The 20,945-nt window shown below is 66.7% G+C and carries 21 protein-coding genes and 1 tRNA gene; 16 read left to right on the top strand and 6 right to left on the bottom strand.

Features of this window, described 5'->3' with window-relative positions; genetic code table 11:
• Window positions 1-125 precede the first annotated feature (125 nt).
• Window positions 126-1,196, top strand: a complete 1,071-nt coding sequence (locus tag ACK4S9_RS11115; RefSeq protein WP_409725538.1) for a metallophosphoesterase — start codon at window positions 126-128, stop codon at window positions 1,194-1,196.
• An 89-nt stretch (window positions 1,197-1,285) separates the two neighbouring features.
• Complete coding sequence (locus ACK4S9_RS11110; RefSeq protein WP_409725468.1) at window positions 1,286-2,734, top strand: M20/M25/M40 family metallo-hydrolase; 1,449 nt, start codon at window positions 1,286-1,288, stop codon at window positions 2,732-2,734.
• Window positions 2,735-2,752: 18 nt separating this feature from the next.
• On the opposite strand, the gene ACK4S9_RS11105 is transcribed toward ACK4S9_RS11110, so the two are convergent.
• Complete coding sequence (locus tag ACK4S9_RS11105) at window positions 2,753-3,124, bottom strand: DUF1566 domain-containing protein (RefSeq protein WP_409725465.1); 372 nt, start codon at window positions 3,122-3,124, stop codon at window positions 2,753-2,755.
• A 172-nt stretch (window positions 3,125-3,296) separates the two neighbouring features.
• The gene (locus ACK4S9_RS11100; protein WP_409725462.1) at window positions 3,297-3,980 is read right to left on the bottom strand and encodes an SOS response-associated peptidase; all 684 of its coding nucleotides are present in this window, start codon (window positions 3,978-3,980) and stop codon (window positions 3,297-3,299) included.
• Window positions 3,981-4,097: 117 nt separating this feature from the next.
• On the opposite strand from ACK4S9_RS11100, the gene ACK4S9_RS11095 reads away from it, so the two are divergent.
• The 3 genes from ACK4S9_RS11095 (at window position 4,098) to ACK4S9_RS11085 (ending at window position 5,061) form a co-directional block, all read left to right on the top strand.
• Entirely contained in the window at window positions 4,098-4,502 is a 405-nt protein-coding gene (locus ACK4S9_RS11095) for a hypothetical protein (RefSeq protein ID WP_409725460.1), read from the top strand.
• A 7-nt stretch (window positions 4,503-4,509) separates the two neighbouring features.
• Entirely contained in the window at window positions 4,510-4,710 is a 201-nt protein-coding gene (locus ACK4S9_RS11090) for a hypothetical protein (protein WP_409725457.1), read from the top strand.
• A 266-nt stretch (window positions 4,711-4,976) separates the two neighbouring features.
• Window positions 4,977-5,061 (top strand) — tRNA-Leu (locus ACK4S9_RS11085).
• Window positions 5,062-5,085: 24 nt separating this feature from the next.
• On the opposite strand, the gene ACK4S9_RS11080 is transcribed toward ACK4S9_RS11085, so the two are convergent.
• Window positions 5,086-5,649, bottom strand: a complete 564-nt coding sequence (locus ACK4S9_RS11080; RefSeq protein WP_409725455.1) for a hypothetical protein — start codon at window positions 5,647-5,649, stop codon at window positions 5,086-5,088.
• A 277-nt stretch (window positions 5,650-5,926) separates the two neighbouring features.
• Between ACK4S9_RS11080 and ACK4S9_RS11075 the strand changes: the two genes are divergently transcribed.
• From ACK4S9_RS11075 to ACK4S9_RS11025, 11 genes are all read left to right on the top strand, one after another.
• On the top strand, window positions 5,927-6,721 hold the full coding sequence (locus ACK4S9_RS11075) for a hypothetical protein (protein ID WP_409725453.1): 795 nt from the start codon (window positions 5,927-5,929) through the stop codon (window positions 6,719-6,721).
• 31 nt (window positions 6,722-6,752) lie between these two features.
• Window positions 6,753-8,978: a penicillin acylase family protein gene (locus tag ACK4S9_RS11070; protein ID WP_409725450.1), complete on the top strand. Its 2,226-nt coding sequence runs from the start codon at window positions 6,753-6,755 to the stop codon at window positions 8,976-8,978.
• Window positions 8,979-8,998: 20 nt separating this feature from the next.
• On the top strand, window positions 8,999-9,553 hold the full coding sequence (locus ACK4S9_RS11065) for a sugar O-acetyltransferase (RefSeq protein WP_409725448.1): 555 nt from the start codon (window positions 8,999-9,001) through the stop codon (window positions 9,551-9,553).
• A gap of 115 nt (window positions 9,554-9,668) precedes the next feature.
• Entirely contained in the window at window positions 9,669-10,196 is a 528-nt protein-coding gene (locus ACK4S9_RS11060; RefSeq protein ID WP_409725535.1) for a thymidine kinase, read from the top strand.
• Between the two features lies 1 nt (window position 10,197).
• Window positions 10,198-10,746 carry a hypothetical protein gene (locus ACK4S9_RS11055; RefSeq protein ID WP_409725445.1) on the top strand — a complete coding sequence of 183 codons (549 nt, stop codon included), beginning with the start codon at window positions 10,198-10,200 and terminating at the stop codon, window positions 10,744-10,746.
• Window positions 10,747-10,959: 213 nt separating this feature from the next.
• Window positions 10,960-13,233: a carboxy terminal-processing peptidase gene (locus tag ACK4S9_RS11050; RefSeq protein WP_409725532.1), complete on the top strand. Its 2,274-nt coding sequence runs from the start codon at window positions 10,960-10,962 to the stop codon at window positions 13,231-13,233.
• Window positions 13,234-13,565: 332 nt separating this feature from the next.
• Window positions 13,566-14,300, top strand: a complete 735-nt coding sequence (locus ACK4S9_RS11045) for a PEP-CTERM sorting domain-containing protein (protein WP_409725442.1) — start codon at window positions 13,566-13,568, stop codon at window positions 14,298-14,300.
• A 126-nt stretch (window positions 14,301-14,426) separates the two neighbouring features.
• Window positions 14,427-15,629, top strand: coding sequence for an acyl-CoA dehydrogenase family protein (locus tag ACK4S9_RS11040; protein WP_409725440.1), 1,203 nt, complete (start codon window positions 14,427-14,429; stop codon window positions 15,627-15,629).
• Between the two features lie 11 nt (window positions 15,630-15,640).
• Window positions 15,641-16,780, top strand: coding sequence for an acyl-CoA dehydrogenase family protein (locus tag ACK4S9_RS11035; RefSeq protein WP_409725437.1), 1,140 nt, complete (start codon window positions 15,641-15,643; stop codon window positions 16,778-16,780).
• Between the two features lie 10 nt (window positions 16,781-16,790).
• Window positions 16,791-17,258 (top strand): MaoC family dehydratase, encoded by a 468-nt coding sequence (locus tag ACK4S9_RS11030; protein ID WP_409725434.1) that lies wholly within the window; start codon window positions 16,791-16,793, stop codon window positions 17,256-17,258.
• On the top strand, window positions 17,251-17,709 hold the full coding sequence (locus tag ACK4S9_RS11025; protein WP_409725431.1) for a MaoC family dehydratase: 459 nt from the start codon (window positions 17,251-17,253) through the stop codon (window positions 17,707-17,709). The genes ACK4S9_RS11030 and ACK4S9_RS11025 overlap by 8 nt, the downstream gene beginning before the upstream one ends.
• Window positions 17,710-17,800: 91 nt before the next feature.
• Here ACK4S9_RS11025 and ACK4S9_RS11020 read toward each other — a convergent pair whose 3' ends face one another.
• The 3 genes from ACK4S9_RS11020 to ACK4S9_RS11010 all read right to left on the bottom strand — a co-directional run bounded on the left by ACK4S9_RS11020 (window position 17,801) and on the right by ACK4S9_RS11010 (window position 20,917).
• A complete protein-coding gene (locus ACK4S9_RS11020) occupies window positions 17,801-19,033 on the bottom strand; it encodes an acyl-CoA dehydrogenase family protein (RefSeq protein WP_409725429.1) in 1,233 nt (410 codons plus the stop codon).
• A gap of 22 nt (window positions 19,034-19,055) precedes the next feature.
• On the bottom strand, window positions 19,056-20,132 hold the full coding sequence (locus tag ACK4S9_RS11015) for a phosphotransferase (RefSeq protein WP_409725426.1): 1,077 nt from the start codon (window positions 20,130-20,132) through the stop codon (window positions 19,056-19,058).
• Window positions 20,133-20,212: 80 nt separating this feature from the next.
• Window positions 20,213-20,917: a histidine phosphatase family protein gene (locus tag ACK4S9_RS11010; RefSeq protein ID WP_409725423.1), complete on the bottom strand. Its 705-nt coding sequence runs from the start codon at window positions 20,915-20,917 to the stop codon at window positions 20,213-20,215.
• Window positions 20,918-20,945 lie beyond the last annotated feature (28 nt).

The following is a 20,945-nucleotide window of genomic DNA, read 5'->3' as shown; positions in this document are numbered from 1 at the left end:
CACTTGCAGAGGGACGGGCTCGCCCCATCTAACATTTGTTACCGTTTAGCCCCCCCCGACTCCCTGTGAACCGATCTTTCGCCACCATTCTGTCCCTGCTGGTCTTGCTGCAGGTATACATCGGCATGCGCCTGTTGCCGGACCTGGCAATGGGGCTGCTTGTCAACGCGGCGGGCGTGCTCCTGCTGGTGCTCTTGACCGCGCTGGTGCCGGTCGGGCTGATGTCGGCGTCGCTGCGCCGGCGCCGCTGGTCGGAAGCGGTCGCGTGGCTGGGCCTGCTGTCGATGGGCTTTTTTTCCTCGCTGCTGGTAACGACCCTGGCGCGCGACCTGGGGCTGCTGGCGCTGCATCTGATCGGCGAGCCGGGCCCGGAATTCGTCCGCGCCAGCGCCGCCGCGGTGCCGCTGGCGGCCCTGGGCGTGACCGCGCTCGGCTTCGTCAACGCGCGCCGGTTGGCGCGGGTAAAAAGGGTCGAGGTGCCGATCGCCAACCTGCCGCCGAGCCTGCACGGCTATGCGATCGCCCAGGTATCGGACATCCACGTCGGCCCGACCATCAAGCGCGCCTACCTGAATGCGATCGTGAACCGGGTCAACAAGCTGGGCGCCGACGCCATCGCCATTACCGGCGACCTGGTGGACGGCAGCGTGCACCGCCTGGGCCCGCACACCCAGCCGCTGGCACGCCTGGCGGCGCCCGACGGGGTGTTCTTCGTGACCGGTAACCACGAATACTATTCCGGCGCGGAAGAGTGGATCGCCGAGGTGCGCCGGCTGGGCGTGACCGTGCTGCTGAACCAGCACGTGATCCGGCGCCGCGCCGACGCCACCCTGATGATCGCCGGCGTCGCCGACTACACGGCCCACCATTTTTACCCGGGGCACAAGAGCGATCCGCAGGCCGCCGCCGGCGCGGCCCGGGAGCAGGCCGACGTGCGCATCCTGCTGGCGCACCAGCCGCGCAGCGCGCCGGCCGCGGCCGAGGCGGGTTTCCACCTGCAGCTGTCCGGGCATACCCATGGCGGCCAGTTCTTCCCGTGGAATCTGTTCGTGCCGCTGCAGCAGCCTTTTGTGGCCGGCCTGCACCGGGTGCGCGACATGTGGGTGTACATCAGCCGCGGCACCGGCTACTGGGGCCCGCCCAAGCGTTTCGGAGCGCCCTCGGAGATCACCCTGGTGCGCCTGGTGCCGGCCTGAAACCGGTGTAAAGACGCCAACATTTCTTACAAAAAACTTTGTGGATGCGCTATCGTTGAATTTTCTTGAACTGAAGAAGGATTCGACGCATGAAGCGCAGCATTCGCAGTCTCCCCGTCCTGACCGCCCGGGTCGCCACGCTTGCCGCCGTGCTGCTGAGCCCAGCGGCGCTGGCGGTCAGCCCCGGCAACGATCCCGCGGCGCTCGCGAAGATCCGCGATACGGCGATGCAGAGCGATTACGCCTGGGAGCGCATGGCTGACATGACCGACCTGATCGGCCCGCGCCTGTCCGGCTCGCCCGGCGCGGCGGCGGCCGTGACCCAGGTGGCGGAGGCGATGCGCAAGCTCGGCGCCAAGGTGACGCTGCAGCCGGTGAAGGTGCCGCATTGGGTGCGCGGACTGGAAACCGGCGAGATCGTCGAGTATGCCGGCCGCCCGCAGGGCATCACCCAGCGCGTGGTCTTGACCGCGCTGGGCGGTTCCGGCGCCACCCCGGCCGGCGGCTTGACCGCGCCGGTGATGGTGGTGAAGTCCTTCGACGAACTGAAGGCGCGCAGCGCCGAGGTGAAGGGCAAGATCGTGCTGTTCGACGCGGTCTTCGACCAGCACCAGGCCGACCGCGGCCTCGCCGGCCAGGCCTATGGCCAGGCATCGGCTTTTCGCCGCAGCGGCCCGCCGATGGCGGCCGAACTGGGCGCGGTGGCGGCGCTGGTGCGCTCGGTAGGCGGCGCCAACTACCGCCTGCCGCATACCGGCTCGACCGCGCTGCAGGACCATGCGCGCATTCCGGCCGCGGCCGTGACCGCCGAAGACGCCATGTTGATGGGCCGCCTGGCCAAGCGCGGCCCGCTCAGCATGAAGCTGGTGCTCACGCCGAAGACCCTGCCGGACGCCGACAGCTACAACGTGATCGCCGACCTGCCGGGCACGGACAAGCCGGACGAGATCGTGATCGTGTCGGGCCACCTGGACTCCTGGGACCTGTCGCCGGGCGCGCATGACGATGCGGCCGGCGTCGCCAGTGCGATGGCCGTGCTCGACACCCTGAAAAAGCTCGACTTCCGTCCGCGCCGCACCATCCGCATGATCGCCTGGATGAACGAAGAGAACGGCATGCGCGGCGCGCGCGGCTACCTGGCCGCCGAGCAGGCCAACACCGAGAAGCACTTCGGCGCGATCGAGAGCGACAACGGCGCCGGCCGCCCCTTCGGCCTGCGCGCCAGCGTGCCGGCCACGTCGAGCAAGCTGTTCGCACCGCTGCAAGCGGCGCTGCAGCCGATCGGCGCCGGCATCTTCCGGCGCGAAGACGCGCTCCTGACCGGCGACCTGTCGTTCCTGGAACGTACCGGCGTGCCGAGCTTCGCGCCGCTGATCGACACGTCCAGCTATTTCGACTATCACCACACCGCGGCCGATACGCTCGACAAGGTCGATCCCGACCACCTGCGCCGTCACGTGGCGGTCATGGCGGCCACGACCTGGTTCCTGGCGAATATCGAGCAGCCGATCGGCCGCGCGAACGTTCCCGAACGTTGACGGCAGGCGCCGTGCCCCTCAGGGCACGGCAATGCGCCGCACCGCCCGCGCGTGACCCCGGTAGGGCCGCCCATAGATGGTCTGGATACCGCTGGCGAAATTCTGCCCCCAGACCAGCTGGGTGCGCGTTTCGTGCGGTTCGCTCGACCAGTACCAGTTGCGTTCGAAGGCTTCGCGCTGGTTGGCGAACAGCAGGGCCAGTTCGCGCCGGGTGGGCAGCACGCCGCCCTGGCCGCGCGCCCACTCGACGGCACTGGACCAGCTGACGTCCACGGCCTCGCCCGGCAGCAGAACCAGGTGGTAGTCGGGATCTTCTTCCTTGCCCAGGATGAGGCCCGCATAGGCCTCGCCTTCTTTCAGCATCGTCCGCACTTGCATGTACTCGCCCATGGTAAACGTCCTCAGAGTTTGGTATCCAGTCTTTAAGACCATCCGAACCGAGCATTGGTTGCGTGTACCTGTTCGATCTAGCTCATGCAAGTGGTTGAGTTTTACCAGGAAATATCTTGAAGGATGCTGTACCTGAGCGTAGGAGCCCGTGTTTTTTACCGTCCGGTAAAAATCAGTCTTCCAGGGGCAGGGCCATCTGGGGATCCTGCGCCCCCGGGCGGTTCACCGCGGTGCTCACCTTGTACCATTCGAAGGCGTCCACTGGCAGGGCGGCGCGGCGCGCCAGGTCGAGGGCTTCCTCGGGCGACAAGTCCGGGTTGAGCCACAATTCGGCGTCGGCCGCATCCAGCACCACCGGGCGGCGGTCGTGGATGTCGAGCATGCCCTCGTCGGCGGCATCGGTGACCAGCACGAAGCCGGCCTCGGCGCGATTCTCGGCGCGCTCTTCACTCAGGCTGCCGAAGTTGGCCAGCGCCAGCAGGAACAGCGGGGCGCGGTCCTTGCGGTGGATGTGCCAGGGCTGCTTCTTGCCCTTTTCGCCGGTCCACTCGTACCAGCCTTCGGCCGGCACGATCGCCCGGCCCTTCTTGAGCAGCGGCTTCCAGTAGCGGTTGGTGACTTTGTCCATGCGCGCGTTGACCATGACCGGCAGCTTGCCTTCGGCCCAGCGCGCGCGGTAGCTCCAGAACACGTCGTCGACGCGGCGTTCGCCGTCCTGCAGGTGCAGCACCGGGCGGTAGCTGCCGGGCGAGACGTTCCAGGCAGGGGTGGACTCGCTGTCGTAGACTGCGTCGGTCCAGCCGAACACGCCGGCGTAGTAGCGAGCCGTCTGGCTCTGGTCAAATCGTCCACACATGGGTGCATGGTAGCGCAGGCGCGTCCGGGGCGCGGCACGCTAGAGATCGGATGAGTTCGTGTACTCGCCGTGCGCGGTGGTATGCTCGCGGCTGGACCTGACAAGAGGAGAAATTGTATGGCTAGTGGCTGGTGGAGCGTCCTGAAGACCGTGCCGTGGAGCGAAGTGATCAACGCGGCGCCCCAGGTGGCGACCGGGGCGCGCAGGCTGTGGGACACGGTGGCGCGCAAGTCTGGCGGCGCGGCGGGCGTGGCCCCCGATCCGATGATGCACGAGGAGCCGCAGGACGACTACTTCGGCATGCTCGTGACGCGGGTCGAAAGGAACGAGATGAGCCTGGCCGACCTGCGCACCCAGATGCTGCAGGCCTCCGAGATCATCGCCAACATGGCCGAGCAGAACGCCCAGCTGATCGTCAAGATGGACGCGGCGCGCAACCGCATGCTGTGGCTGGGCGTGGCGACCGGCGTGTCGTCCATCCTGGCGCTGGTGGCGCTGGCGCTGGTCGTGGCGCGCACCTAGGCCGCGCATGAAAATCGTCCTGATCCTGGCGAGCCTGTTCGTCTTCGTTTCCCTGCTGTTGAACGGGGCGCGGCGCCGCGGGAAGCTGAACAGCAAGGCCGACCGCGCCGTCGCCGAACTGGCGACCTCGATGCGCATCTTCGTCTATGGCCTGCTGTTCTTCATGGGCCTGGTGTGCCTGGCAGTGGCCTACGAGTCCGTCTATTGATGGATTGCCGCACGTTTGTGCGACCACGCTGACAAACACGCGGGAAAAACCGGCGCTTGTACGTCCCGATAGCGGGCTTATGTTGGTTACGTTCTCTGGTGGATAGTTCCACCTTTCTCCGCGTGTCTCCAGCTCAGTGTTGACTGAGTTCTTTGCCGCTGTCCACAATGGACAGCGGCATTTTTTTGGCTTGGCGGGCCTGGGGTACTCCCCCTGGCTCAACTACTAACACTGTGGCTGCTGCACGTAGTACAATCCCCGCCGGCGCGGGCATGGCGAAATTGGTAGACGCATCAGACTTAAAATCTGCCGCCGCAAGGCGTGCCGGTTCGATTCCGGCTGCCCGCACCACCATCCGGATTCTCCAGGCCTATACTAGGGCGCGACCGTGACCGCCTCCCGTAGCGGCGGCTGCGCCTCCGGCGCCGGCGTTTCCCGCCGCGCCGCGATCTCCCGATCCGCCCGCTCGTACACGCGCGTACCGTGCTGCCACCACAGCACCCCGGCCACCACCCCGGCAGCCAACGCGACCGGCGTCGGCGTGGACAGCAAGACCATCAGGTTGTTGACCGCGGCGCCCGTCCATAGCGAACCCGAGCTCTTGATGAGCATCCGCTTCTCGTCTTGCGGCAGGCGCTCGGCGTACTTCACCAGCCCGATCTTGGCTCCCGTGAGCACGATCAGCCCCGCCGGCGAGGTCGGCACCAGGGGATTCATTTCCAGCGCGCCGGCCGACAGGGCCAGGCCGGTGGTGAGTCCGTCGGCGACGGCTGCCCCCATGGCGTTCTTGTCGAGCCGCTCGATCCTGTCTTCTGCGGAGAGGGCAGCCGTGCCTGGCGGACTGCCCGTCGCGCAAGCGACCAGGGCAGGAGCGACGCACAGGCAGGCCAGGGCAAGCCTGGCCAGGCGGCGATACAGGGGGACGCACAGGTTTCGCATATCCAACTCCTCGCAATGACGGCTCGATCGGAACTTGCTGCTAACTGGCAATGACTAATTAAGCAAGCTTAATAATCAGTACATACCTTTTTGATAACAGGACGATGCGCCAGCGCAGCGTGATGGCTGAGAAATGTCATGCAAGGTGAATACGCCGGGAACTTTTGCCGAGGGCAGCGGACGGATTCCATCCACTCATCCATTGGTCGTCCGGCCCGTATGGTGTAGCATGCCGGACGGCGGTTTACCCGTTGCCGCCGCTGCAAGAGGACAAGAATTGAACATCATCATCAATGACGAACTGCGTGCCTTCGTCGACCCGCTGACCGACATCGAATATGCTGCGCTCGAGCGCAGCCTGCTGGCCGAGGGTTGCCGCGACGCGCTGGTGCTGTGGCGCGACACCCTGATCGACGGCCACAACCGCTACGAGATCTGCCAGAAGCACGGCATTCCCTTCCGTACCGTCCACAACAACAATTTCGCGTCGATCGACGACGTCATGCTGTGGATGATCGACAACCACCTGGCGCGCCGCAGCGTGTCCGACTTCCAGCGCGGCGTGCTGGCGCTCAAGAAGAAGGAAATCGTCACCTCCCGCATGGCGGAAGAAATGGCGAAAGAGCCGCCCAAGCCGGAAGCCGACGACATGGATGCGCGCCCGCCGCCGCCCTGGAACACGCGCGAGGAGGTGGCCAAGGCGGCGCGCGTGTCGGCCAACACCATCAGCCAGATCGAGCGCATCCAGAAAGCCGCCACGCCCGAGCTGCGCGAAGCGGTGCGCACCGGCACCATCTCGATCAATGCCGCCGCCAACGTGGCGCAGCTGCCCGAGGAGGCGCAAAAGGCCGCCGTGGCGGGCGGGCGCAAGGAGCTGCAGCAGGCCGCGCGCCAGGTGCGCGAGCAGAAGATGGCGACCCGCCCGAAGAAGGAAACGGCACCTGGCGACCCGCTTGAGGAACTGGCCGCCGCGCGCGCCGAGATCGCCTCGCTGAAGGACCGCGTGGCCACCCTCCTGACCGAGAACGAAGTGCTCAAGCAGCGCCTGATCCACGCCGGCGTCAGCCAGTAAGACCGACAAGACCATCACAAGGAGACCACGCATGACCACCGCCCGCCTGATTCTTCCAAGCATACTGGCCTGCGCCCTCGGCGCCGCCGTGCCCGCACTGGCCGCGCCGGCAAGCGCGCCTGCGGCGAAGCAGGCCCCGAGCAGCGCCGAGTTGGCGCGCTGGAAGAAGACGGCGGCGCGGGTGACCATCATGCGCGACAAGTGGGGCATTCCGCACGTGTTCGGCAAAAGCGATGCCGACGCGGTGTTCGGCCTGCTGTATGCCCAGGCCGAGGACGACTTCAACCGGGTCGAGCTCAACTACATCAACGCGATGGGCCAGCTGGCCGAGGTCGAGGGCGAAAAGGAGATCTGGCGCGACCTGCGCATGAAGATGTACATCCAGCCGACCGACATGCAGGCCAAGTACGCCGCCAGCCCGGCCTGGCTGAAGGAGTTGATGAACGCCTTCGCCGATGGCCTCAACTACTACCTGTACACGCACCCGGAGGTCAAGCCCAAGCTGATCACCCGCTTCGAGCCCTGGATGGCGCTCAGCTTCAGCGAGGGCAGCATCGGCGGCGACATCGAATCGATCGACCTGAAGGAACTGGAGCGCTTCTACGGCAAGCGCAAGGAAGCCGTGAAGGTGGCTGCCCTGGACAATGGCTTCGACGCCGAGCCGCGCGGCTCGAACGGTTTCGCGATCGCGCCCAAGCTGTCCAGCACCGGCAACGCGCTACTCCTGATCAACCCGCATACCTCGTTCTACTTCCGCCCCGAAGTGCACATGGTCAGCGAAGAGGGCCTGAACGCCTATGGCGCCGTGACCTGGGGCCAGTTCTTCATCTACCAGGGCTTCAACGACAAGGCCGGCTGGATGCACACCTCGGGCGGCGGCGACGTCATCGACGAATACCTGGAAACCGTGGTCGAGCGGGACGGCAAGTTCTTCTACAAATACGGCAAGGAGGAAAGGCCGGTCGAGGCGCGGCGGATCACGCTGCCCTACAAGACCGCGTCCGGCGCCATGGCCAGCCGCACGGTCACCGCCTGGTTCACCCATCATGGCCCGATCGTGCGCGAGGAGGGCGGCAAGTGGGTGTCGGTGAAAATGATGGACGAACCGCTCAAGGCCCTCACCCAGTCGTACACCCGCACCAAGGCGCGCGACTACGACGCCTTCTACAAGTCGATGGAACTGCGCACCAATTCCTCGAACAATACCGTGTATGCGGACGCCAAAGGCAACATCGCCTACTTCCACGGCAACTTCATCCCGAAACGCGACCCGCGCTTCGACTGGACTAAACCGGTGGACGGCAGCAACCCCGCCACCGAATGGCAGGGCCTGCACGCCATCAAGGAAACCATCACGCTGTTCAACCCGGCCAGCGGCTACATCTCGAACACCAACAACTGGCCGTTCAGCGCCTCCGGCGCGAGCAGCCCGAAGCGCCAGGACTGGCCCGACTACATGTGGTCGCTGCCGGAGAACGCGCGCGGCCGCCATGCCGAGCGCGTGCTCAAGGATGCCAGGGGCTTCACGCTCGACAGCCTGATCGCCGCCGCCTACGACAGCCACCTGACCGCCTTCGAGCCGCTGGTGCCGCAGCTGCTGAAGGACCACGACGCCTTGCCGGCGAACGATCCGCGCAAGGCGGCCCTGGCCGCGCAGGTGGCCAGCCTGCGCGCCTGGGACCTGCGCTCGGGCGTGGACTCGAAGCCGACCTCGCTGGCCATCTACTGGGGCCAGGACATGGTGGCCCGGCACGCGGCGCGCGCCCGCGCCGCCAACACGCCGGTGGTCGACTTCATCACCCAGCAACTGAACGCCGAGGAACGCCTGGCTTCGCTGCAGAGGGCGTCCGACAAGCTGAGCGCCGACTTCGGCACCTGGGAGACGCACTGGGGCGAGATCAACCGCTTCCAGCGCATCAGCGGCGACATCGAGCAGCAGTATGACGACAGCAAGCCGAGCTGGCCGGTGGGATTCGCCTCGGCCAACTGGGGCTCGCTGGCCTCGTTCGGCATGGTGGCCAAGCAGAAGACCAGGCGCATCTACGGCGACCGCGGCAACAGCTTCGTCGCGGTGGTCGAATTCGGCCCGCGCGTGCGCGCCAAGAGTATCCTTGCAGGGGGCAACAGCAACAACCCGGCCTCGAAGCACTTCGCAGACCAGGCCGGGATGTACAGCCGCGGCGAATTCAAGGACGTGCTGTTCTACAAGGAAGACATCGAACAGCACCTGGAGCGCAAGTACCACCCCGGGCAATAAGGGAACAGGGAGACACCGGAATGCGCATGAGCGAGCGCCACAAGATGCTGGAAGGCCAGCCCTACCACGCGGACGACCCCGAGCTGGTGGCCGAGCAGGCCGTCACCGCCGCCTGGCTGGCGCGCTACAACGCCGCGCTGGGCCAGCCTGTCCCCGTGTGGCGCAGCCTGCTGGCCGAGCGCCTGGGGGCTGCGGGCGAGGGCAGCATCGTGCGTCCACCCTTTCATTGCGACTACGGCTGGAACATCCGTATCGGCAGCCGGGTTTTTGTGAACTTCAACTGCGTCATCCTCGACGTGGCCCAGGTGACGATCGGCGACGACACCCGCATCGGTCCGGCCGTGCAGATCTACACCGCCGAGCATCCGCTCGATCCTGAAACTCGCCGCAGCGGGCTGGAATCGGGCCGGCCGGTCACGATCGGCAGCAACGTCTGGATCGGCGGCGGCGCCATCATCCTGCCGGGCGTGACGATCGGCGACGATGCCGTGATCGGCGCCGGCAGCGTGGTGACGCACGACGTGCCGGCGGGCGCCCGGGTGGCCGGTAATCCGGCCCGTGCGCACGAGGCTTGAACGGGCGCCGCAGGCTGGTGTCGGGACAGGCCCGCTTGTTATAATTCGGCAATTACACGCATCGACACAGTATCAGGGCAGGGCCGTGGCAAAACTCTATTTCAGGTATTCGGCGATGAACGCCGGCAAATCGACCTCCCTGCTGCAGGTTGCGCACAACTACGAGGAGCAGGGCCAGCAGGTCAAGCTGTACACGGCCGCCATCGACAACCGCTATGGCGTCGGCGTGATCACCTCGCGCCTCGGACCGCAGCGCCAGGTCGACCTGTTCGACAACACGACCGATTTCCTGGCCAGCGCGCCGCCGGTCGCCTGCATCCTGGTCGACGAAGCCCAGTTCCTCACCACCGCGCAGGTGCAGCAGCTGCACCAGGTGGCGCAGGTGCGCGGCATCCCGGTGATCTGCTACGGCCTGCGCAGCGACTTTCGCGGCGAGCCTTTCCCCGGTTCGGCCTACCTGCTGGCGCTGGCCGACGACATCGAGGAAATCAAGAACATCTGCAGCTGCGGCAAGAAGGCGACCATGAACATCCGCGTCGACGCCGAAGGCCGCCGCATCCGCGAGGGCGAGCAGGTTTCAATCGGCGGCAACGAAAGCTACCGCCAGGCCTGCGGCCGCTGCTTCTACTCCGGCGCGCACTGAGATGAGCCTGGCGGGTTGCTTCGACCTGCTGCTCTACCTGCTACCTTCGGCCGCGCTGGCGCTGCTGTTGTGGATCGGCTCGGGCGCGCATCCCATCTTCTTCGTGTTCACCGCCGCCGGCACCCTGTGCCACGAACTGGCCCATTTCTCGGTCGGGCTGCTCACCAATGCCGAGCCGATCGGGATGAGCGTGATCCCGAAACGCATCAAGAAGCCGCGCGGTGGGCAAAATTCAGGTCATCACTGGGAACTCGGTTCCGTCACCTTCGCCAACCTGCGCTGGTACAACGCGGCGCCCAGCGCCCTGGCGCCGCTCCTGGTGCTGGCGCTGCCCTTCGCCGTGGCCTGGTGGCGCACCCGGCACGGCCTGGTGTTCGAACCGATCGACCTCGCGCTGGCCTTCCTGCTGGCGCCGCAATTCCTGTCCTTCTGGCCTTCGCCCGTGGACTGGCGGCTGGCGGCGCGCTCCTGGCCCTGGATTCCCATCCTGCTCCTTGCCGGATTGGCCACGCTGTACGGAACCGAGTTGCTCCAGCTTGTCAAAGCATGAATGCCTGGCTTATGCCAGCCTTAATTGTCGGGCGCAAATCAGAAGATGCTGGCTCTGCCTTCTCCCGGCTTCCTGTAGAATGGCCCACAAAGGGCGTATTGACCGGCCTGCCTGTTGCCAACCATCGCCGGTCGCGCCAAGGCATGTAATTTCGTTTCGGAGAGACGACGAATGAAGAAGCACCACCTGTTCATGGCCGCGATGGCCTTTGCGATGTCCGCCCACGTGGTGACTGCCCAGCCGGAAAAGGAAAAGGAAAAGCTCGCGGTCGCGGCTGCCGTTCCGGCCAAGGCTGCAGGCGCCGGCGCCGGGTCGGCCGCTGCCACGCTGCAAATGAAGCCGCTGGCCGAGCAAACCCAGGCGGCGCTGTGGGCCTCGCGCGTGCTCGGCCGCTACCACTACAAGGCGGTGCCGCTCGACGACGCGATGTCGGTCAAGATCTTCGACAACTACTTCGACGGGCTCGACAGCGAGAAGCTGTATTTCATCCAGTCCGACATCGACGGCTTCGCGCCGATGCGCACCAAGCTCGACGACGCCATCAACAACGAGGACCTCAGCGCCCCGTTCGCCATCTACAACCTGTACCAGAAGCGCTTTACCGAGCGCATGACCTACGCGCGCGAACTGCTCAAGACCCGTCCCGACTTCACGCTCGACGAATCGATCGAGCTCGACCGTGAAAAATCGCCCTGGGCCAAGAGCGAGGAGGAAGTGCGCGAACTGTGGCGCAAGCGCGTCAAGAACGACTGGCTGCGCCTGAAGCTGGCTGGCAAGGAAGAAAAAGCCATCCGCGAGACGCTCGACAAACGCTACGAGAACTACATCACCCGCATCCGCAAGCTGAACAACGAGGACGTGTTCCAGATGTTCATGAACGCGTATGCCACCGCGATCGAGCCGCACACCAATTACCTGGGCCCGCGCTCGGCCGACAACTTCGACATCGCCATGCGCCTGTCGCTCGAAGGCATCGGCGCCGTGCTGCAGACGCGCGACGAATACACCATCATCCGCGAGATCGTGCCGGGCAGCCCGGCCGCGCTCTCGGGCAAGCTGAAGGTGGGCGACCGCATCGTCGGCGTGGCCCAGGGCGACAAACCGTTCACCGACGTGCTCGGCTGGCGGATCGACGACGTCGTGCAACTGGTGCGCGGCGAGAAGGGCACCACGGTGCGCCTCGACGTGCTGCCCGGCGACGCCGGCCCGGACGCCAAGCACGTGACCGTGTCGATGGTGCGCAAGAAGATCAGCATGGAAGAGCAGGCCGCCAAGAAATCGATCATCGAGGTCAAGGACGGCGCCTTCAAGCGCCGCATCGGCGTGATCTCGCTGCCGACCTTCTACCTCGACTTCGAGGCGCGCCGCCGCGGCGACAAGGATTACCGCAGCGCCACCCGCGACGTGGCCCGCATCCTGGGCGAACTCAAGAAGGAGAAGGTCGACAACGTCCTGATCGACCTGCGCAACAACGGCGGCGGCTCGCTGACCGAGGCCATCGAACTGACCGGCCTGTTCATCGACAAGGGCCCGGTGGTCCAGCAGCGCGACGCGCAGGGCCGTGTCGAGGTCGAATCCGACCTGCAGCCGGGCCTGGCCTGGGACGGCCCGATGGGCGTCCTGATCAACCGCGGCTCGGCTTCCGCGTCCGAGATCTTCGCCGCCGCGGTGCAGGACTACGGCCGCGGCCTGGTGATCGGCGAACCGAGTTTCGGCAAGGGCACCGTGCAGACCCTGATCGACCTGGACCGTTTCTCGCCGGCCGAGAAGGTGCGGTACGGCGAGCTGAAGATGACGATCGCGCAATTCTTCCGCATCAACGGAGGCACCACCCAGCTGCGCGGCGTGACTCCGGACATCAAGCTGCCGGTGCTGGCCGACCTGGACAGCTTCGGCGAGTCGTCCTATCCGAACGCCTTGCCCTGGGTGGCCATCAAGCCGGCCAACTACACGGCGGCGGGCGACCTCAAGGAGCTGATCGGTCCGCTGCAGAAGCGCCATGAGGCCCGCATCGCGAAGGACAAGGAATTCCAGTTCCTGCAGGAAGATATCGCCGAGGTGCTCAAGATCCGCAAGGAGAATTCGATCTCGCTGAACGAGGCGGTGCGCCGCAAGGAACGCGACGCCCAGGAAGCCCGCGCCAAGCTGCGCGAAGCACGCCTGGCGGGCGCCAGCGGCACCAATACCGACGAGCCGGCAGCTGGCCCGGCGGGCAAGGAGGCACGCGGCAAGGTGCCGGCCCCGACCAAGCCGGCCAAGGCGGTGACGGCCGTGCGCGGCGCGCCGCGCCAGGACGACGGCCTGCAGTACGACGAGCGTGACCTGCAGGCGGAGCTGGCGGCGGAAAAGGCGGCCAAGGACGCCAAGGACATCCTGCTGCAGGAGGCCGCCAACATCCTGGCTGACGAAGTCGGCATGTTGCGTACCGATACGCGCCTGGCGACGCGCGCGATGCCTTACATGACGACGTCGCGCAACGGTAACTGACCGGCGCGGCGCGTCTCCGCAACCGGTGCGATGGCCGGACCTTGCTTGCAGGGTCCGGCCATTTTCTTTGCCCCTCAATCGCTCCGCAATATTGCTGACTAGTCAACGAAAAGCTCGCTCGAACTTGTTTCTAGAGAAACATGAGTGGTGAGTGCATGAACCACGGCTGGTATCGTCAGTAGGATCAATCCTACTTAATTCCGGGTATTTGTCTTGAGTACATACCCTGCGCACTGTTGAGTTGCGCCTAAAGTTGCCTTTTTTTTAGCTGTGGTAGCATAACTCTACGGTTGTAAGAACAACAATTGCATATCAACTAAGGAGTGATCGCTATGTTAATTCGCCGCCTTGTCATCGCAAGTCTCATCGCCGGGGCAGCTTCAGCCCAGGCCGGCACCATTACCACCTCGGCTGCCCAGCCGTCGAATGTCGTCGCCGGCTGGACCGCGGGCAACGGTACCGACGTGCTCAGCTCCGGTGTGCTGCAGAACAACGTGAACCTGGTTGCGGGCGTGGCCCATAACGCCGACGCCAGCCTGTCCGACATCCTGTACGGCAAGGTCGCCGGCAGCGCGCAGCAAATCGGCAACCAGACCCAACTGTTCTTCCAGCGTGGCATCGAGGCGAACTACCTGCTGGCCTCTGGCCACGGCATCCTGGCTGCACTCGCTGGAACGGGCAAGTCGGTGGTCGGTTCCGCAACCGGCGCGACCATTATGGACGCCGTGAAGAAGGCGCCGGGCCTGAGCGGTGGCGGCGCCTCGGGCGGCGGTGCCTCGGGCGGCGGCTCCTCGGGTGGCGGTTCGTCGGGCGGTGGCGCCTCGGGTGGCGGTTCCTCGGGCGGCGACTTCACGAGCATCATCCCGGGCGCGGACCAGGGCAACGGTATCGGCAACGGCGCCCTCAACGGCAACGGCAACGGCATCGGCACCGGCAACGGCGGCGGCCTGGGTAATGTCGCCAACCAGGAAGCCCAGGCGGCCGAAGTCCCCGAACCCTCGAGCATCGCCCTGATGCTGCTGGGCATGATGGGCGCGGGCGCGATCGCGCGCCGCCGCAAGCACTGATCCCTACCATGCAGGGCGGCTGCCCGCCCTGCATGAACCGCATTTTCTTCACTGGGCAGCAAAACTGTCGGGTACAATTCTTGTGAACGACCGTGCTTTTTCGGGCGGCGACAACAAGGAGACGACATGGACCTGCACTACACCGACGAGGACCTGGCCTTTCGCGACCAGGTTCGCGCCTTCCTCGATTCCCACTTGCCCAAGGACCTGCAGGCCAAGGTGCTCAAGCACCTGCGGCTGAGCAAGGACGACTTCGTCCGCTGGCACCGGATCCTGGCCGCACAGGGCTGGGTCGCGCCCGGTTGGCCCGTCGAATTCGGTGGACCCGGCTGGACACCCGTGCAGCGCCATATCTTCGAGGAAGAGTGCGCGCGCGCCGGCACCCCACGCGTGATGCCCTTCGGAATCGACATGGTGGCTCCCGTCATCATGGCCTTCGGCTCCCAGGAGCAGAAGGACTATTTCCTTCCGCGCATCCTGTCCTGCGAGGACTGGTGGTGCCAGGGCTATTCCGAGCCCGGCGCCGGTTCCGACCTGGCCTCGCTCAAGACCACGGCCGTGCGCGGCGTGGATGCGCAGGGCGAGCACTACATCGTCAACGGCCAGAAGACCTGGACCACGCTGGCCCAGCACGCCGACATGATCTTCTGCCTGGTCCGCACCGACCCCGCGGTGCGCAAGCAGGAGGGCATTTCCTTCCTGCTGATCGACATGCATGCGCCGGGCGTCACGGTGCGCCCGATCATCATGCTCGACGAGGACCATGAGGTCAACGAGGTCTTCTTCGACAACGTACGGGTGCCCGCCGCCAACCTGGTGGGCGAGGAAAACCGCGGCTGGACCTACGCCAAGTACCTGCTGGGCCACGAGCGCACCGGCATCGCGGCGGTCGGGCGCAGCAAGCGCGAGCTGGCCTTCCTCAAGCGCCTGGCGCGGCGCGAGCAGAAGAACGGCCGCCCGCTGCTCGAGGACCCGTTGTTCGGAGCCAAGGTCGCGGACCTCGAGATCGAACTGATGGCGCTGGAAATGACCGTGCTGCGCGTGTTGGCCAAGTCCAGCAAGGCGCCGGGACCCGAAGCCTCGGTGCTGAAGGTGCGCGGCACCGACATCCAGCAGGCGCTCACGGAACTGATGCTGGAAGCGGCCGGCCCGCTGGCGCTGCCCTTCGACCCGGCCTACCTGGAGGGGGACACCGAACACAGCGTCGCCGGCGACGACGACGCCGCGCCGCTCGCGTCCTACTACTTCAACTACCGCAAGACCTCCATCTACGGGGGCTCGAACGAAATCCAGCGTAACATCATCTCCCAGATGATCCTGGGGCTGTAAGGAGAAGCACCATGCATTTCGACTTCAAGGAAGAGCAGCTCCAGTTCGCCGATGCGCTCAAGCGCTGGATCGGCCGCGACTACGGCTTCGAGCAGCGCCGCGCCATCGTCGCCTCGCACCAGGGGACATCGGATGCGGCCTGGGCCACGCTGGCCGAACTGGGCATGACGGCGCTGCCGGTGCCGGAGCTGCAGGGCGGCTTCGACGGCACCGCGGTCGACCTGTTCGTGGTGATGCGCGAACTGGGCCGCGGCCTGGTGGTGGAACCGTATTTCGCCACCGTGCTGGGAACCCGTTTCCTGGCGCTGGGCGGCGCCCATGGCGCGCTGCTGGAGCAGGTGGCGCAAGGAAGCCTGAAGCTGGCCTGCGCCCTGGGCGAACGGCAGGCCCGCCACGAACTGTGCGACATCGCCACCCGGGCGCAGCGCGTGGACGGCGGCTGGCGCCTGGATGGCGAGAAGACCGCGGTCGTGCATGGTCCTGGCGCCGGCGTGCTGGTGGTGCCGGCGCGTAGCGGCGGCGGCCAGCGCGACCAGGCCGGCATCACCCTGTTCGCGGTGCCGGCCGATGCGCCGGGCCTGCGACTGGACGGCTACCGCACCCTCGACGGCCAGCGCGCCGCGACCCTGCGCCTGGACGGCGTGCAACTGGGGAGCGAGGCCGTGATCGGCACGCCGGACGCCGGCTGGGACATCCTGGAGGCGGGAGCCGATCATGGCGCCGGCCTCCTGTGCGCGGAGGCGCTGGGCGCGATGGAGGCGCTGTTCGAGGCCACGCTCGATTACCTCAAGACGCGCCAGCAGTTCGGCGTCCCGATCGGCAAGTTCCAGGCGCTGCAGCACCGCATGGCGGATATGGTCATTCACCTGGAGCAGGCGCGCTCGATGGCGCTGCTGGCCGCGGTCACCCTGGACGGCGCCGACCCCGAGGAACGGCGCCGCGTGGTGTCGGCGGCCAAGTACCGGGTCGGCCAGGCCGCCCGCTTCATCGGCCAGCAGGCGGTGCAGCTGCACGGCGGCATGGGCGTGACCGACGAACTGGCGGCCGCGCACTACTTCAAGCGCCTGTCGATGATCGAGCTATGCCTGGGCGACCGCGACCACCACCTGGCGCGCTTCATGGCGCAGCCGGGCTTCCAGCACGCCGCGTAAGGGAGGGCACATGACGCGTCAATGGTATTTCGAGGATTTCTACCCCGGCCAGGAGATCGAGCTCGGCGAGCGCAGCGTCAGCGAGGAGGAGATCGTCGCCTTCGCGCGCGAGTTCGATCCGCAGCCCTTCCACGTCGACCGCGACGCGGCCCAGGCCTCGATCTATGGCGGCGTGATCGCGAGCGGCTGGCACACCTGCAGCCTGATGATGCGCATGGTCGTCGACGGCCTGATGTGTTCGGCCTCGAGCATGGGCTCGCCCGGCCTGGACGGGGTGCGCTGGCTGCGCCCCTTGCACGCGGGCGACACGATCAGGGTGCGCTACCTCACGACCCAGGTGAAGGCGTCGAACTCGAAGCCGGACCGCGGCGTGGTGTGGTCGAAGTGGACCGCGACCAACCAGCACGGCGAGGAGATCTGCACCATCGAGGGCATGGGCATGTTCGGGCGCCGTCCCGGGGGTGGGGCCGATGCCTAGAACGATTGCTTTCGCAGGTCTGCCGCAGCTGGTGGGAAGCGAGGTCGCCGTCTCGAACTGGTTCGAGGTCGGCCAGGAGCGCATCAAGGTCTTTGCCGAGGCCACCGAAGACCGCCAATGGATCCACGTCGATCCCGGGCGCTGCGCCCGCGAGTCGCCCTTCGGCGCGCCGGTGGCGCACGGCTTCCTGACGCTGTCGCTGCTGCCGGCCATGCTGGAAAGCGCGCTGTCGATCGACGGCATGCGCATGGGCCTGAACTACGGGCTCAACCGGGTGCGCTTTCCGGCGCCGCTGCCGAGCGGGAGCCGGGTGCGCGGCCGGTGGCTGCTGGCGGCCTGCGATCCGATCGAGGGTGGGGTGCAGCTGACGTGGAACGTGACGGTCGAACCGGAGGGGGAGGGTGCGAAGCCGGTGTGTGTCGCCGAGTTCCTGGTGCGGGCGTATGCGTGAAACGAGTTGGCGTTTCGGAGTTTCGCTCGCTGGACAGTCGTCACCGTGCAAGCGAACTTGGGTCCCGGCCTGCGCCGGGACGACTTGCTGATTATGTCGCCGGTCCCGCATACTTCGCCAGCTCCAGCTTGGCGATCGCATTGCGGTGCACCTCGTCCGGCCCATCCGCCAGCCGCAGGCTTCGGTTCGCCGCCCACTGGTAGGCCAGCGGGAATTCGTCCGAGACGCCGGCCGCGCCATGGGCCTGGATCGCCCAGTCGAGCACGTCCTGGGCGACGTTCGGCGCCAGCACCTTGATCATCGCGATCTCGGCCTGGGCCACCTTGTTGCCCACCGTGTCCATCATGTAGGCGGCCTTCAGGGTCAGGAGGCGCGCGGTGTCGATGCGGATGCGGCTTTCCGCGATGCGCTCGCGCCAGACCCCCTGGTCGGCGAGCTTGCGCCCGAAGGCCACGCGGGTGTCCAGGCGTTTGCACATCAGTTCGAGCGCGCGCTCGGCCACGCCGATGGCGCGCATGCAATGGTGGATGCGGCCCGGCCCCAGGCGGCCCTGGGCGATCTCGAAGCCGCGCCCTTCGCCCAGCAGCATGTTCGATGCCGGGACGCGCACCTTGTCGAACCGGATCTCGCAGTGGCCGTGCGGCGCGTCGTCGTAGCCGAACACCGGCAGTGGGCGCACGATGGTGATGCCCGGGGTATCGGCCGGCACCAGGATCATCGACTGCTGCCGGTGGCGGCTTGCCTCCGGGTCGGTCTTGCCCATCACGATGAAGACCTTGCAGCGTGGGTCGCCGGCGCCCGAGATCCACCATTTGTGGCCATCGATGAGGTAATCGTCGCCAACGCGTTCGATCCGGGTGGCGATGTTGGTGGCGTCCGACGAGGCCACGCCCGGCTCGGTCATGGCGAAGGCCGAGCGGATCTCGCCGCGCAGCAGCGGCTCCAGCCATTGTTCCTTGATGTGTTCCGGCGCGTAGCGCTCCAGGGTTTCCATGTTGCCGGTGTCGGGCGCCGAGCAGTTGAACACTTCCGGCGCCCAGGGCACCCGGCCCATGATCTCGCACAGCGGCGCGTAATCGAGGTTCGACAGGCCCTCGGGGACGCGCGCCGAGCGCGGCAGGAACAGGTTCCACAGTCCGGCCTCGCGCGCCAGCGGCTTGAGGCGCTCGATCAGCGCCAGCGGTAGCCAGCGCGTGCCGCGTTCGCGTGCATTGGCCGCGATCTCCTCGTTGAAGGCCTGTTCGTTCGGATAGATGTGCTGCTCCATGAAGGCGAGCAGGCGCGCCTGCAGTTCCCTGCAGCGTTCGGAATAGGCGAAGTCCATGGATGTGTCCTTGTAGGGTGGATCAGCGGCTGCGGCTGGCGAACTGCCACGCCATCTCGGCCATCGGGCGGGCGGCCTTGCCGTTCTCGAGGGCCTGCGCGCTGGACGCCGTGCCGTCCACGTAGCGCTTCATGATTCCCTGCATGATGCCGGCCAGGCGGAACATGTTGTAGGCCAGGTAGAAGTCGAAGTCCTCGGCACGCACAGTCTTCTTGGTGCGTTCGCAGTAGCGCGCCACGTAGTCGGACAGCAGGGGAATGCCGAGCGATTCCAGGTCCAGGCCGGCGATGCCGCGAAAGCGCCCCGGCGGAATGTGCCAGCTCATGCAGTGATAGGAAAAATCGGCCAGCGGGTGGCCGAGGGTGGACAGTTCCCAGTCCAGCACCGCCAGGATGCGCGGCTCGGTGGGATGGAAGACCATGTTGTCCAGGCGGTAGTCGCCATGCACGATGCTGGTGTCCTCACCCGGCGGGATGTGCTCCGGCAGCCATTCGATCAGGCGCTCCATGGCCTCGATCGGCTCGGTCGCGGACGCCTGGTACTGCTTGGTCCAGCGCTCGATCTGGCGCGCGAAGTAATTCCCCGGCTTGCCGTAGTCGGCCAGGCCGATGGCGGCGTAGTCGATCGTGTGCAACTGCGCGATCACGCGGTTCTGCTCGTCGTAGATGGCGGCGCGCTCCTGCGGCGACATGCCGGGCAGCGACTGGTCCCACAGCACGCGGCCCTCGACGCATTCCATCACGTAGAAGGCGCGTCCGATGATGCCCTCGTCCAGGCACAGCGCGTACTGGCGCGGTACCGGGAAGCCGGCGCCGTGCAGCGCCCCCATGACGCGGAACTCACGGTCGACCGCATGGGCCGAAGGCAGCAGCTTGGCGGCCGGGCCGGGCTTGGTGCGCAGCACGTAGCGCGCGCAGTTGGCACCGCGCCCCGCGGCGAGCCGGAAGGTGGGATTCGACTGGCCCCCCTTGAACTGTTCGACCTCGGGGGCGCCGCCCGGGTAGCCGTCCACATTCGCCTCGAGCCAGGCGCCGAGGGCCGCGGCGTCGAAGCGCTGGCGTTCGGACACGGGCTTGGTGCCCATCATTTCCTCGTACATCGCGTCTCCGTTGTTGTGTTTTATGGTCCATTCTAGCCGTGAAAGGCACGGGCGTGCTATTTCTTTGCGTGGCAATCGCTTCAGCGGCCCTTGCGGTACTGCTCGAACAGCTGCTCCATGGTGGTGGCGCGCGCGTCCGGGTGCAGCGGCCCAGGGGGCAGGTAGTTGACGAAGCGGACCACCCAGTCGCGCGGTTCGGCGCCCACGTCGAGCGCATTGATGCAGCCGGCCGCCTGCGACAATCCACCCAGGAACAGGCGCTGCCCGGTCAGGGCCAGCGACAGGATGGCGCAATTCACGCCCCCGTGCAGGACCAGCAGCACGGTGTCCCAATCGTCCTGGGCGCGCAGGCGCGCGATGGCCGGGTGGACCCGGTCCATCATGGCGCCGACCGATTCGCCGCCGAGGAAGCGCTGATCTTCGTCCACCAGGCCCTCGAAGGCGCCGGTGAAGGCGCGCCGCAGTTCGCCCGCGGGAATCGCGGCCAGGCGCCCGCCGCGGATTTCAATCAGGTCCGGCCAGGTTTCGGGTGCGATCTGCTGGCCGCTCGCCGCCAGTACCCGGCGCGCGGTCTCCACGGTGCGCGGCAGGCCTGAGGTGATGACGCGGTCGAAGCGCACGCCGGCGTCGCGAAAGGCGATGCCGGCGGCGTCGGCCTGGGCCTGGCCGGCCGGATTCAGGGCCACGGTCTCGGGGAGGAAGGGCTTGCCGGTCTCGTCGAAGTAGGTGACGCTGCCATGCCGCATCAGGTAGACGCGACGGCGCCGGGTGCGTGGGTCTTCCATGGGGCTCCTTGTCGTTTTCCCGGCCATC

The sequence above is a fragment of the Massilia sp. genome (assembly GCF_046293535.1).
GTDB lineage: Bacteria > Pseudomonadota > Gammaproteobacteria > Burkholderiales > Burkholderiaceae_D > Telluria.
Note: the sequence above shows the minus strand (reverse complement) of the source record. Positions and strands in the feature narration are given on the sequence as shown.